This window comes from Sphingomonas benefaciens, from assembly GCF_052907485.1.
In genome coordinates this window covers 1,242,641-1,254,684 of sequence record NZ_JBREIC010000001.1, presented here as the reverse complement: position 1 = coordinate 1,254,684, position 12,044 = coordinate 1,242,641, and the positions used below count along the sequence as shown (strand labels likewise).

General features: G+C 67.1%; 12 protein-coding genes. 6 read left to right on the top strand and 6 right to left on the bottom strand.

What is annotated here, in order from left to right; translation table 11 throughout:
• Positions 1–154: 154 nt before the first annotated feature.
• Entirely contained in the window at positions 155–1,420 is a 1,266-nt protein-coding gene (locus tag ACU5AX_RS06220) for a TIGR04063 family PEP-CTERM/XrtA system glycosyltransferase (protein WP_446690070.1), read from the top strand.
• Positions 1,393–2,172 carry a hypothetical protein gene (locus ACU5AX_RS06215; protein ID WP_446690069.1) on the top strand — a complete coding sequence of 260 codons (780 nt, stop codon included), beginning with the start codon at positions 1,393–1,395 and terminating at the stop codon, positions 2,170–2,172. The genes ACU5AX_RS06220 and ACU5AX_RS06215 overlap by 28 nt, the downstream gene beginning before the upstream one ends.
• Positions 2,173–2,262: 90 nt before the next feature.
• Here the strand turns inward: ACU5AX_RS06215 and ACU5AX_RS06210 are convergent, their stop codons facing one another.
• From ACU5AX_RS06210 to thpR, 3 genes are all read right to left on the bottom strand, one after another.
• A complete protein-coding gene (locus ACU5AX_RS06210) occupies positions 2,263–5,367 on the bottom strand; it encodes a TonB-dependent receptor (protein ID WP_446690068.1) in 3,105 nt (1,034 codons plus the stop codon).
• Between the two features lie 338 nt (positions 5,368–5,705).
• Complete coding sequence (locus ACU5AX_RS06205) at positions 5,706–6,239, bottom strand: superoxide dismutase family protein (RefSeq protein WP_446690067.1); 534 nt, start codon at positions 6,237–6,239, stop codon at positions 5,706–5,708.
• 59 nt (positions 6,240–6,298) lie between these two features.
• Positions 6,299–6,844, bottom strand: coding sequence for an RNA 2',3'-cyclic phosphodiesterase (gene thpR / locus ACU5AX_RS06200; protein ID WP_446690066.1), 546 nt, complete (start codon positions 6,842–6,844; stop codon positions 6,299–6,301).
• 210 nt (positions 6,845–7,054) lie between these two features.
• On the opposite strand from thpR, the gene ACU5AX_RS06195 reads away from it, so the two are divergent.
• Both ACU5AX_RS06195 and ACU5AX_RS06190 read left to right on the top strand, forming a co-directional pair.
• Complete coding sequence (locus ACU5AX_RS06195) at positions 7,055–7,795, top strand: Bax inhibitor-1/YccA family protein (protein WP_198352183.1); 741 nt, start codon at positions 7,055–7,057, stop codon at positions 7,793–7,795.
• An 89-nt stretch (positions 7,796–7,884) separates the two neighbouring features.
• Entirely contained in the window at positions 7,885–8,664 is a 780-nt protein-coding gene (locus tag ACU5AX_RS06190) for a transglutaminase-like domain-containing protein (RefSeq protein WP_446690065.1), read from the top strand.
• A 226-nt stretch (positions 8,665–8,890) separates the two neighbouring features.
• Here the strand turns inward: ACU5AX_RS06190 and ACU5AX_RS06185 are convergent, their stop codons facing one another.
• The gene (locus ACU5AX_RS06185) at positions 8,891–9,226 is read right to left on the bottom strand and encodes a hypothetical protein (RefSeq protein WP_446690064.1); all 336 of its coding nucleotides are present in this window, start codon (positions 9,224–9,226) and stop codon (positions 8,891–8,893) included.
• Positions 9,227–9,393: 167 nt separating this feature from the next.
• On the opposite strand from ACU5AX_RS06185, the gene ACU5AX_RS06180 reads away from it, so the two are divergent.
• A complete protein-coding gene (locus ACU5AX_RS06180; RefSeq protein WP_198352186.1) occupies positions 9,394–9,672 on the top strand; it encodes a hypothetical protein in 279 nt (92 codons plus the stop codon).
• Positions 9,673–9,951: 279 nt separating this feature from the next.
• Complete coding sequence (locus ACU5AX_RS06175; RefSeq protein ID WP_198353331.1) at positions 9,952–10,509, top strand: hypothetical protein; 558 nt, start codon at positions 9,952–9,954, stop codon at positions 10,507–10,509.
• 37 nt (positions 10,510–10,546) lie between these two features.
• Here the strand turns inward: ACU5AX_RS06175 and ACU5AX_RS06170 are convergent, their stop codons facing one another.
• Together ACU5AX_RS06170 and ACU5AX_RS06165 are read right to left on the bottom strand one after the other, a co-directional pair.
• On the bottom strand, positions 10,547–11,281 hold the full coding sequence (locus ACU5AX_RS06170) for an extensin-like domain-containing protein (protein WP_446690063.1): 735 nt from the start codon (positions 11,279–11,281) through the stop codon (positions 10,547–10,549).
• The gene (locus ACU5AX_RS06165) at positions 11,281–12,027 is read right to left on the bottom strand and encodes an NUDIX hydrolase (RefSeq protein ID WP_446690062.1); all 747 of its coding nucleotides are present in this window, start codon (positions 12,025–12,027) and stop codon (positions 11,281–11,283) included. Before ACU5AX_RS06165 ends, ACU5AX_RS06170 begins: the two co-directional genes overlap by 1 nt.
• Positions 12,028–12,044 lie beyond the last annotated feature (17 nt).

The window sequence follows — 12,044 nt, the reverse complement described above, 5'->3', positions numbered from 1 at the left end:
GCGGCTGCCGCCAAGACGTAGGATGGAGCATCCTGACAGGTGCATGAGCAATCCGCGCTATCCGCCGGTCCGGAATGCTTCGCACGTTCGCGAGCCGACCATCCGCCACCATCGCTGACGCGGCGTTAACGGGGATCGTGGCAAGGCGTGCATCATGCGCATCCTCCACGTCCTCGATCACGGCCTGCCGCTGCAGAGCGGCTATACCTTTCGCACGCGCGCGATCCTGAAGGCGCAGCAGGCGCGCGGCTGGCAGGTGGCGGCGGTCACCGGGCCGCGGCAGGGTGCCTGCGCCGATGCGGTCGAATCGGTCGACGGCATCACCTTTCACCGGACGCCGCCGGTCGGCGGCACCGGGCCGGTCGGCGAGGCGCGCGGCATCCGCGCCTTCGCGCGGCGGATTGACGCGGCGGTGGAGTCGTTCCGTCCGGACGTGCTGCATGCGCATTCGCCCGCGCTGGACGCGGTCGCCGCCTGGCTGGTCGCGCGGCGGCGGGGCTTGCCGCTGGTCTATGAGATCCGCGCCTTCTGGGAGGATGCGGCGGTCGGCAACGGCACCGGGCGCGAGGGATCGGCCCGGTATCGCGCGACGCGGGCGATGGAAAATTGGGCGGTGGCGCGCGCCGACGCGGTGACGGTGATCTGCGAGGGCCTGCGCGGCGACCTTATCGCGCGCGGCGTGCCGGCCGATAAGGTCACCGTATCGCCCAATGGCGTCGACCTGTCGCTGTTCGGCGAACCCGTGCCGCGCGATCCGGCGCTGGCCGCGGCGCTCGACCTGGTCGGGGCGGAGACGATCGGCTTCATCGGCAGCTTCTACGATTACGAAGGGCTCGACGATCTGATCGCGGCGATGCCGGCGCTGGTCGCGGCGCGGCCGCGGGCGCGGCTGCTGCTGGTCGGCGGTGGGCCGATGGAGGCGGCGTTACGCGCACAGGCGGCGGCGTCGCCGGCGGCGCAGGCGATCCGCTTCGTCGGCCGGGTGCCGCACACCGAGGTGGAGCGCTATTATGCGCTGGTGGACGTGCTCGCCTATCCCCGCAAACGGATGCGACTGACCGACCTCGTCACGCCGCTTAAACCGCTGGAGGCGATGGCGCAGGGGCGGCTGGTCGCGGCGTCCGACGTCGGCGGGCATCGCGAGCTGATCCGTTTTGGCGGTGACGGGGGCGGCGCGGGGGCCGGCGAGGGCGATACAGGCACGCTGTTCGCACCCGACGATCCCGCGGCGATCGCCACCGCGCTCGCCGGCCTGCTCGCCGACCGAACGGACTGGGAGGCGCGCCGCGGCCGGGCGCGCCGCTTCGTCGAGGAGGAGCGTAACTGGTCGTCAAATATTTGGCGTTACGAACCGATTTACCAAAGGCTCACCGCCGCAAGACTGGATCGATCATGGCCGCGTTCTTCCGCCCGCACCTGACCCTCTCTGCCGTCGCCCCCTGGATCGCGCCCGTCGGTGGCGCGATCGCGGGCGGGGCGGTGGCGGCGCTGTTCCTGCTGGTGCCGGGCGGGACGCTGGAGGATTGGGTGTGGCGAAGCGGCGTCGCCGCGCTGGTGCCGGTGGCGCAGCCGCCACTCGGCACCACCGCGCGGATGGTGCTGGCACTGGGCACGGGCTGCGTCGCCGCTGCGGTGAGCTGGTCGGCGCTGTTCCTGCTGTTCGGCGTGGGCGGGGTGTTCGGCCGCAAGGACACGCCGGGCGAGGCGGGCGCGCCGGTGCTGCGCCGCGCCGATGCGCATCCCGACGCGCCGTCGCGCCGGCCGCTGTCCGCCGCCGATCTCGGTGCGCCGCTGCCGCCACCGACTCCGGCATCGGCCGAGGTCGTGGACGCGACGCCTGCTGCCGTGGTGGCGGAGGCCCTGACGCAGGCAGTCGAGATCCTGCCGGCGCCGCTCGCCACCTCGCCGTCGCCGCCCGTACCGCCGGTCGAGCGCGCCTTGCCCGCCGACCTCGATCAGCCGCTCGCCGCCTTCCACCCCGAAGCGGTGCCGGATGCGCCGCGCGAACCGATTCGTCCGGTCGCCCCGCTCCGCACGCCGGTGGCGCTCGGCCAGGGGGAGCGGATCGCCACCGTCGAACTGCCGGTCCGTCCGGAGACGAACGAACCGCCGTCGATCGAGGCGCTGCTCCGCCGCCTGGAACAGGGCGCCCGCCGCCAGGCGCGGGCCTGATCCCATAAAAAGGCCGGCCCCGCGGTGATGCGGGACCGGCAGTGTGGCCGATGGCAGCGAGGGATAACGCAGCCGCTCGGAACTCTGAATTTAGAAGTCGAACGACAGCTGGAGGCGCGCGTTGCGCGGGGTCTGATAACCGTTGATCGTCCTGTAATAGGGCGACGCGCGACCCTGACTGTCGGTGCCATACTCGCTGCGGCTGACGACCGCCTGGCGGTTCAGCACGTTGAACACCGTACCGCGCAGCGTCATCGCCGCCTTGCCGACGTTGAACTTGTAGCTGATGTCCAGATCGTTGGTGATCAGCCAGTCGCTCTTGAACACGGAGCCGCGCTGGATCAGCTGAACGGGCGCGGTCACCGACGGGTCGGTATTGATCGAGCCATCCGCATTGACCTGGCAATAAAGGCCGCCGGCGCCATAGGCATAAGCATAGGGATCGACCGACTTGGGCACGCGACCAAGGCAACCGAACCGCCGCGGCGCATAGGCCTGGACGTTGAGGCCGACATTGAGGCTGTCAAAGAACAGGTAGCTGCCCGCCAGCTTGATCACGTGGCGCTTATCGTTCGGGGAATAGCCGTAGGTGCCGTTGACCAGGCCGGGCTGGTCGAAGTCGGTGGTCAGGCCGGTGTCGCTCTGGCCGTTGTCGGTCTTCACGCCACCTTCGTAATTCCCGATCGTCTTCGAATAGGTGTACGAGCCGTCGAAGCTCCACACGCCATCGAACTCACGATGAGCTTCGAAGGTGATGCCCTTGTAGGTGCGCACCGCCCTCGGATAGCCGAGTTGCGCCGCAGTGAACGAGACGGTGCGTGGCGTGCTTTCACCGTTGATCGGATAGGCGAGCTGGACGGTGGCGCCACTGCCCGGATTGATCAGCACATATTGATCGAACCCGCCCCAGAGCGACGAACAACCGCTGATCTTCTGCTGGACGCAGTAATTGTTGATCGCGCCGTCGATGGCGGCGTCCTCCAATACTTCGTTCAGCTTGGTGTAGGTGAAGAAGGCACCGATCCGCCAGCGTGCGCCGATCCGCTTCTCGTATCCGAGGATATACTCATCCGCCGACTGCGGTTTCAGCGTCGAGGACACGGTGGAGGCTGCCTCCTTCGGCTGACCGTTTCCGGTGACCGAGCAATTGAGCACCTTGTCGTCAGGGCAGGCCGCCGCACCGGAATAGAGCACTGGCGCACCGAGAATCGGAATGTTGCTGCTGTTCAATCCGGCGTACAGGTTGGTTCGGATGAAATAGGTTTCACCACCGGTCAGACGGATGTTGGTGTTCGACGCAACGGGGATAAACAGGCGGCCAAAGCTGCCGTAGATCTTGTCACGCTGGTCACCGATCGGATCGAAGGTGAACCCAAGACGCGGCCCCCATTGATTGCCCGATCGGTAGAAGGTCTGGTTGAGCGCGTTGTTGTTGGTGAAGCGGTCGTTGCGCAGGCCAAGATTGAGGTTGAGTCGATTCGAGAACAACGACCAGCTGTCCTCGATATAGTAGGCGCTATTGAGCGACTTGAAGACGCCGGACTGCCGATAGACGCTCTGCTGAACATAGTCGGTGCCAACGGCGAGGCCGTAGCTGTTGCTCGCGTCCGCACGGTAGATGCTGTAGCCGATGCCATTGCCCGACGGCAGGTAGAGCGAGTTCGACGACAGCTCCTCGCGATCGTAACCGCCCTTGACGTGATGCGAACCGAGCAGGTTGAAGTAGAGATCGGCGTCGCCGCGGTAGAACTTCCGCGTATCCTCGCTGATTCCCTGGCTGCCGCCGGCAACGGTCAGCGTCTTGCTGACGAGCGGATCGCGATAGTCGCCGGCGCCCGGCACGATCGTGTTGGTCGCGTTGAACGACTGATAATTGTAGTTGTTCTCGTTACGTCCATAGGCGGCCGACAGCGTCAGCCACTTCGTCATCACGCCGGTATAGCGTGCGACATAGTTGTTGCCGCCGTAGGTCGACAGGGTGCGTCCGCTGTATGGGCCATCGGTGTTGGTCAGGTAGTTGTACCGGTTCGCGGCGGTGACGGTGTTGCCGTAGGTGCTGTTGACGTCGTTGCCCACGGTGCTGAAATAGGTGAAGTCGAGGCGCTGTCCGTCGGTGACCACGAGGTCGACCTTGCCCGCCCAGAACGGCGAGTGCGTCGAGTAATAGCTGCGGCTGGTCCCGAGATACTTTGCCGGATTGGACACGTCGCTGGTCCGCGGATCGCCGAGGAACTGGCGGCCGGCACCGCTGCTCGTATTGTCGCGGGCCTGGTACAGGCCGTAGAAGAACAGATGGTCCTTCCAGATCGGGCCGGACAATTGAAAAATCGTCGAGCGTGAATCGCTGGTGCCGCCGTCATTGTCCGATCCGAAGGTGTCGCGGCCGTATGAGCGCAGCTTGTTCGGATTCCAGGTGAACAGGACGCCGCCGTGGAAGTCGTTCGAACCCGACTTGGTGGTCGCGCTGGTGAAGCCGCCGGTGGTGCGACCGAATTCAGCGGCAAAGCCGCCGGTCTTCACTTCCACCGTCTGATACAACTCGAATGGGACACCCGCCGGCGACAGGCTCTTGCGGAAATCGGAGATGTTGAGGCCGTTGACGAAATAGGCATTTTCCGAAACCGCCGACCCGTTGACCGAGGGTAAGCCGCCGAAGGCGCCCGAACCTGCCGCCGTCCCCGGCGCCTGTAGAATGATGGCGGTCAGGCTACGCGCGATCGGCAGGCGTGTGGCAATGTCCGCAACGTTGATGATCTGGCCGGTGGTGGTCAGGTCGAAGTCGGTCGTCTTGATGCGCTTGCTGGTGATGGTGATGTCGCCACCTGCCGCGCCCAGGCGAAACTGGTTGGACGATGCGCCGGCGGCGAGCCGAACCGCCGATTCGGCATAAGCGTCGAAGCCAGGTGCCTCGACCGTGAAGTCATAGTCGCCGTTCTGCAATTCGGGGATCAGATAAGCACCGCCCTTTGTCGTGGTTGCGGAGCGGGTGAAACCCTGGCCGACCGAACGGATCGTGACCGTCGCGCCTTCGATCGGCTTGCCATTGGTGTCGACGACCGTGCCGGTCGCCGCAAAGCTGGTGAATCCCTGCGCTGACGCACTGGGTGCGAGCGCGACCAGGCCGGTCGTTGTCATCAGGCCGCAGAGCGCTGATGCGAGAAGCCCCTTGCGGAGGCCCCGCTTGATGTTCGTCATCCTTGTTCCCCTCTTTGACGCTCCCCAGCGTCTGAAAAGACCAACCGTATACGGTAGGCGGAACAACTATGTTTCAGATTTGCGAGAGTGCAAGGAAGATTTTGCCGTTTGGACGATTCCGGTCAGAATCGCAGCCGATGCGGCCTTTGTGCAACACTGACGTGCTTTCGCGGCGCGAAATGAGCAATGATGTGTCGAACCAGACGTTCGCTGCAAAAGGTTGCTGCGTCCGGCGACTCGCACGTCCAGGCATCCGCGACCGGCTGGCGCGCGGGTGAGGCAATTTTACGGCTGTAGTTGGGTCGGCCGTCCCTCGCGATGGCCGACCGTCCGAACGGTCAGGCCGGGGCGAACACGCCGCAGGCGATGCGGCCGCCGCTGTTGCCCGACGGATCGGTCATCAGATCGTCGGGGCCGGCATGGACGACGATCGCCGCGCCGTCGGCGTCGAGCAGGCCGGCCAGCGTCTGGCCGGGAATGGTGACGCCCAGCGTGCCGCGGCCATCCGTGCCGACCGTCAGATTGGGCAGGTCGCCCTCGTGCGGCCCCTGCGGGTTCATCGTGCCGTGCTTCTTCTGGTCGGGATTCCAATGACCGCCCGCGGTGGTGAAGTCAGGCGCGTCGCAACGGCCGGTCATGTGGATATGGGCGCCGTGCGTGCCCGCCGGCAGACCCTTGACGTCGAGCGTGTAGCGCAACCCGCCGGTCACTTCCGTCACGGTGGCGCGGCCGGCGTCGGCGCCGGTCGCGGTGTGCAGCATCGCCGTCGCGCGGGCGCCGCCGGCCATCGGCGTGCCGGTCACCATGTCATGGCCCTTGTCACAGGCGGAAAGCGTCAGGGCGGCACAACCGGCCAGGAACAGCGCGCGCATGGTCGAAACTCCCGAGATGATCCTTACGAACCCGTCATGACCCGGCGGGTTCCCGAAAGCTACCCCGCAAGCGGCCAGCGCATGACGGCGTCGTAGCGCGCACCCTCATGCCCGAGGTGACTTTCGTAGAGGATGAGGTGACCGGCAGTGAAAGGCGGGCAGGACAGTCCGGCGTGGACCGACAGCCAGGCCTCGATCTCCGGCGCGGTGCCGGCGCTCCGCCCGAAGCGCGCCAGCGTGACATGCGGGAGGAAGGCGCGCCGTTCCGGCGGCAGGCCGGCGCGGACACATGCCTGATCGGTCTTGCGCTGCAGATGGTGGAGCGGATCCGACGGCGCCACCGTCGCCAGCAAGGTGTCGGTGCGGCCGCGATGAGCGAAGCAACCGACCCCGGCGATCGTCACCGTCGGCGCCGGTGCGTGTACGGCGGCGAGGGCGGCGGCGACGTCTTCGGCCAGCGGCCGATCGACATCGCCGATGAACCGCAGCGTGAGGTGAAGTTGCTCGTCATCCTGCCAGCGTGCGCCGGGAATGCCGCCGGCCAGGGTCAGCAGTCGGGCACGAATCTCGGGGGGCGGGCGCAGCGCGACGAAGAGGCGGGGCATGACGGACCGGCGGCAAGAGGCGAGGGACTGGCCGTGTGTGCCCAAGCCCGCCGGCGGTGGCAATCGCCGGAGCACGCGCGGCGCCGGCGGGTCTGTAACATTCTGTTGCGGGCGACTGCGCGCCGCTCAGCCACCGCTTGAAAAGCGGCCGCCCGGGGGCGATATTCCGGGTTAACCGGCATCATGCCGGGCAAAGGAGTTTTGGATACCATGGCTAACTGGTCCGACCCCCGGCAGAGCGCCGCGCCGTTCGGCGCCCCGCGCGCAGGGGCCGCGCGCAGCGGCGCCTATGACGCGGGTCTGCGCTCGTACATGCTGTCGGTCTACAATTACATGACGTCGGGCGTGCTGCTGACCGGCATCGTCGCGCTCGGCTTCGCCTATTCGGGCGCGGCGGAGGCGGTGTTCGCCAATGGCGCGTTGCGCATGATCCTGATGCTGGCGCCGCTCGGCGTGGTGTTCGCGATGAGCTTCGGCCAGGGCCGTTTCTCGACCGGCACGCTGCAGCTGCTGTTCTGGGCGTTCGCGGTGCTGATGGGCCTGTCGCTGTCGACGATCTTCCTGGTGTACAGCGGCACCTCGATCGCCGGCGCGTTCTTCGCCACGGCGGCGGGCTTCGCGGCGCTGAGCCTGTACGGCTATACCACCAAGAAGGATCTGTCGGCGCTCGGCACCTTCCTGATCGTCGGTCTGGTCGGCCTGATCGTCGCCAGCCTGATCAACCTGTTCGTCCAGTCGGGCCCGCTCGCGCTGGTGATCAGCATCGTCGGCGTGCTGCTGTTCGCGGGGCTGACCGCCTATGACACGCAGCGCACCAAGAGCCTGTATTTTCAGGTGGCTGGCACCGACATGGTCGGCAAGGCGGTGATCCTGTCGGCGCTGTCGCTGTACCTCGACTTCATCAACATGTTCCTGTTCGTGCTGCGGCTGTTCGGTTCGCAGCGCAACTGATCCGCGGCATCGCGGTGATCCCTTGCGAAGGCCCGGCGGCGATCCGCCGGGCCTTTTGTTTCGCCCGTCCTCACTAAAGGGAGCGCGTCATGCGCCTGACGATCGCCGCCGACCTGGACTATGCCATCGTCGGCGGACCGACCGACGTGCTGCTGCAGATCGAGGTCGCGGCGATGCCCGACCAGCGCTTGGCCGAGCAGGCGCTGACGGTGTGGAGCGACCTGCCCATCGCCGCGGTGCGCGGCGAGGACGGCATCGGCCAGCGCTGCTGGGCGCAAGTCGAAGGACGGCTGACCGCGGAATATCGGGCGGTGGTGGAGATCGCGCGGCAGGCCGACGATCTCGCCACGCTGCCGGCGACACCGGTGCGCATGCTCCCTGGCGAGCTGGTGCCGTATCTGTTGCCGAGCCGGTATTGCCAGGCCGAGAAGTTCGAGGGGTTCGTCCGCGGCGAATTCCCCGTTCTGGCGGGAGGGGCGCTGGCGGCGGCATTGGTCGATTGGGTCGGCGGCGCGCTGACCTATCGCGCCGGTTCGAGTCAGGGGACGACGACGGCGCTCGACACGTTCGCCAGCCGCAACGGTGTCTGCCGCGATTATGCGCATCTGCTGGTCGCGCTGGCGCGGGCGGGGGAGATACCGGCACGCTGCGTCGCCGCTTATGCACCGGGCGTCGATCCGCCCGATTTCCATGCGGTCGCCGAATTATGGCTGGGCGGCGCGTGGCGGTTGGTCGACGCGACCGGCATGGCGACGCCGGAGTCGATCGCCCGCGTCTGCGTCGGCCGAGACGCGACCGACATCGCCTTCCTGACCATCTTCGGCGAGGCGTTCCTGCAGCGGCAGAGCGTCACGGTGACGGCGGGCTGAGCAGATCCTGGGAGGCGTGCGGGACAGGCCGCCGATTACGGGATGACGTCGCGCCCTTCCATATGCTCCAGGCATTTCTTGGCGCTGGCATCGGGCTCGCGAGCAGCGGCGCATCACGCCCTTTGTACGGGAACACGATACGGAAAAGCCGTCGCCATTTCCCATGGCGACGGCTTCGATCCGTCCGTCAGCCAGGCCTTCAGCCCGGCAACCGGCCTATGCGTGCTTACTTCTTGTCCGTATCGCCATTGGTCACGCCGACGACCGGCACCGAGATGCTCTTCTTCTCGGTTTCGACCTTGGGGACGTCGACGGTGGTCTGCTTCGTGCCGGCGACGATCTTCTTCGAGTCGAGATCGACTTTCGGTAACGAGCCGCCCTTTGTCGACACATAGACCTCCGGCAGCGAGCCCGTCTTGGTGACCTTGGCGCTCCAGAATCCGGTCGCGAACAGCACGATGACGATGAGCGCGATGATGCCCACGATGGCGGCGACGATACGGCCGCTGCCGCCACGGCGATGGACTACCGTGGCGTCGGTGTCGGTGCGATAATCAGACATTTGCATCTCCTCCCTGGTAGATAACTACCTATGATCGCCTATCCCGGGGGATTTGTTCCAAGGCCGTAATAAGCATCCCTCTGCCATCAGGAGGCGTATTGCGCTGAGCGGAACGGAAATGATCTCGGCATCGTTTTTGCCTGCGTACGCCATCTGAGGAGGATGACATGACCGGTATCGACGACAAGGCGCTGGACAGCCTGGCGGTTACCCCGCCCAATGCCGGCAACCAGGAGCGCGACGAGCGGCAGGACGCGGGCCAGGATCGGTCGATCAGCGAGCGGCTGGAGCGTAACCCCGAAAATCCTGATGCGCGGCTAGACAATGCGCTCGACGAATCGATGGACGCCAGCGATCCGCCCGCATCCACGCAGCCGGTGCATAACAACGGCCCAGCCCCTTCCTCGGGCTATGACGAGGAAGCGGAAAAGCGTTTGCAGCAATAAGCTTTATCGAATCGAGGTAAGGAGGCGGTTGCCCGGAGGGGCGGCCGCCTCTCTCATTATGGGCAATATATTCCGGCAGCTTTGCCCACCATCTGTGGCGGGAAATCACCACCCGGCGACATTTGCGACGAGCTGCACTCGGTTCGTCGTATCGAATGTTGCGCCGCAACAGGGTTTCGTGATCCTTTTATGACGTCGACCGAGGTCTGTTCAGCACCCTGTTAACCATGTGCGGGCATGATCGCGATCGACGGACAGGCAGCGGGCGGGGTGACGGCGATGAGTGCAAGCAGAAGACCGGCAGAAGGCGCGATGACGCTGGCCGAAATGAAGGAGTTCGCGGGGTTCGCGTCGTCGACGCAGCGCTATATCCGGCGCAGCCTCGACATCGGACTGGACCGCGACGATGCGATGGCGCGCTGGTCGCGCGACGTCGTCGAGGCGGCGAGCATCCGGGCGCAGGCGCGTCTGTACCGCGCCCTGCCCGAACTGCGCCAGCGTGTGCCCGACGACGCCGACCTGACCCAGATGGAGCCGTTTCTGGCGCCGCTGGTCACGATCGCGGCCTTCGACCTGGGGCAGGGGCGGCTGACCAGCTTCTCCGCCTTCCGCTTCCTGTACGAGCGGCTGGTCGGGGCGGAGGTGCGGCCGTGGCTGCCGAGCGCCTTCTGCGCGGCGGCGGCGCTGCCGCATCTGCATCCGGAACTGCGGCGCAAGCTGTTGCAGTCGATCAGCGAGGCGGCGGCGACCGCGTCGGGCTGGTCGAACCGCCAGCCGGCGTTCTTCCCAAAATGGGTCGAGAAGGTCGACACGGGATCGGCGACGCTGTCGCATTGAGGATGCGATCGATCGCCTGCCGGGGGGCGGCGATCGATCAGCGGCAGGCGCGCCAGCCGATCGCGCCGCGATCCGCCTGGTCGAGATGAAGATGATCGCGGTGCGCGGCGTTGTAATCCGGTGACAGGGTCGTGGCGAACAGGCCGCAGGCGCCGTCCCTGACCTCGCGCAGAAAGGCGGCGCGTTGTGGATCGTCGCCGGTCCAGTCGCGCAGTACCGTGATGCGGCGTCCATCGGCGAGGCGGAAGCCGGCGATATCGACGGCATTGGCATGGGCGTGTTCGCTCCAATTGCCGCTGTCGCGCCCGTAGAGGCGGCGGCAGGCGTAGCTGCCGAAATGGTCGATCCCGACGACGCGGCTGCCGAAGCGGCGGCGGGCGGCGGGCTGGACGACATCCCATTCCCATACGGCCAATGCGGCGGCGACGGCGCAGCTGGTGCCGAGGCCGGCGGGTCGGAAGGCGATCGTCCGCGCCCCGCCGGCGACGAAGCGCACCGCTTCGTCATAGCCGCAGCTGGCGCCATCGCGCCGTGTTGGCAAATTAGTGAAGCGGACGCCGGCGTCGGTGAGCAACGCGCGGCATTGCGGTGCATCGCGCCCGAGCGCGGTGAGCTTGCGTCCGGTCGACAGGCCGATCGGCGCGCCGAGATCGAGCTTTGTCCACGGCAGATCCTGTGGCCGGCCGCGCGCCAGCGCCCAGATCAGCAACGCGGCGGCGGCCAGCAGCAGCAGGATGGCGAGCGCCGCGATCGTCCGGCGCAGCGCGCGCATCAGCCGCGACTGGCCTGGTCGAGCGGCTCGGCGGTGACCGGGAAGCCGAGATCGTCGGGGATGCAGAGATGAGCGACCCCGTCGCGGCTGGCGATGAACGGGGTGATCGCCCGGATCGGATGCGCGGCGGCGTCGGCGACGGCCTGCTCATAGGTCGCAAAGCGCGCCAACCGTTCGAGCGTGCGGCGGGTGGGGTAGATGATCGTCGCGCGGCCGGCATCGGCGGCGGCGAGCATCGCCGCGGCGGTCGTCCAGGTCAGCCGACGATTCTCCGTACCGTCGACCTGTGCCTGCGCCGACAGGGGCGCACGGGCGAGGAAGAAGAGCGTGTCAAACAGGCGGGTGGTGCGATGGTTGGGGCGCCAGCGCGCGAACGGGGTGAGCGTCGAGAGGTCGAGCGTCATCCCGGCCGCGGCCAGCGCCGCGGCGAACGGCCGGCCAGCGTGGAGCGCGGCGCGCAGCTGTCCGATCGCCGTCGCGTCGGGCGAGGGAGAAAGGCCGATGGCGACGCCAGCCTCTTCGATCGTCTCGCGGATCGCGGCGAGCCGTGCCGCCGCGTCGTCGCTTCGGCCCTGCGCCTCGGCGAGGGCATGATCACCCGGATCGATCCGGCCGCCGGGAAAGACCATGGCACCAGGCGCGAAGGCCATCGCTGCGGCGCGCTCGACCATCAATATCTCGGGTGGTCCGGCCGCCGCCTCGCGGAACAGGATCAGCGTCGCGGCGGGGATCGGAACGGCGGTCATCGCCCCTGTAACGCGCG

Bases quoted from the DNA above. Each gene is read 5' to 3' on its own strand.
- ACU5AX_RS06220 (WP_446690070.1), top strand. From the start codon at position 155: ATGCGCATCCTCCACGTCCTCGATCACGGCCTGCCGCTGCAGAGCGGC.
- ACU5AX_RS06185 (WP_446690064.1), bottom strand. From the start codon at position 9,226: ATGTCTGATTATCGCACCGACACCGACGCCACGGTAGTCCATCGCCGT.
- ACU5AX_RS06190 (WP_446690065.1), top strand. From the start codon at position 7,885: ATGCGCCTGACGATCGCCGCCGACCTGGACTATGCCATCGTCGGCGGA.
- ACU5AX_RS06215 (WP_446690069.1), top strand. From the start codon at position 1,393: ATGGCCGCGTTCTTCCGCCCGCACCTGACCCTCTCTGCCGTCGCCCCC.
- ACU5AX_RS06170 (WP_446690063.1), bottom strand. From the start codon at position 11,281: ATGCGCGCGCTGCGCCGGACGATCGCGGCGCTCGCCATCCTGCTGCTG.
- ACU5AX_RS06180 (WP_198352186.1), top strand. From the start codon at position 9,394: ATGACCGGTATCGACGACAAGGCGCTGGACAGCCTGGCGGTTACCCCG.
- ACU5AX_RS06175 (WP_198353331.1), top strand. From the start codon at position 9,952: ATGAGTGCAAGCAGAAGACCGGCAGAAGGCGCGATGACGCTGGCCGAA.
- ACU5AX_RS06205 (WP_446690067.1), bottom strand. From the start codon at position 6,239: ATGCGCGCGCTGTTCCTGGCCGGTTGTGCCGCCCTGACGCTTTCCGCC.
- ACU5AX_RS06165 (WP_446690062.1), bottom strand. From the start codon at position 12,027: ATGACCGCCGTTCCGATCCCCGCCGCGACGCTGATCCTGTTCCGCGAG.
- thpR (WP_446690066.1), bottom strand. From the start codon at position 6,844: ATGCCCCGCCTCTTCGTCGCGCTGCGCCCGCCCCCCGAGATTCGTGCC.
- ACU5AX_RS06195 (WP_198352183.1), top strand. From the start codon at position 7,055: ATGGCTAACTGGTCCGACCCCCGGCAGAGCGCCGCGCCGTTCGGCGCC.
- ACU5AX_RS06210 (WP_446690068.1), bottom strand. From the start codon at position 5,367: ATGACGAACATCAAGCGGGGCCTCCGCAAGGGGCTTCTCGCATCAGCG.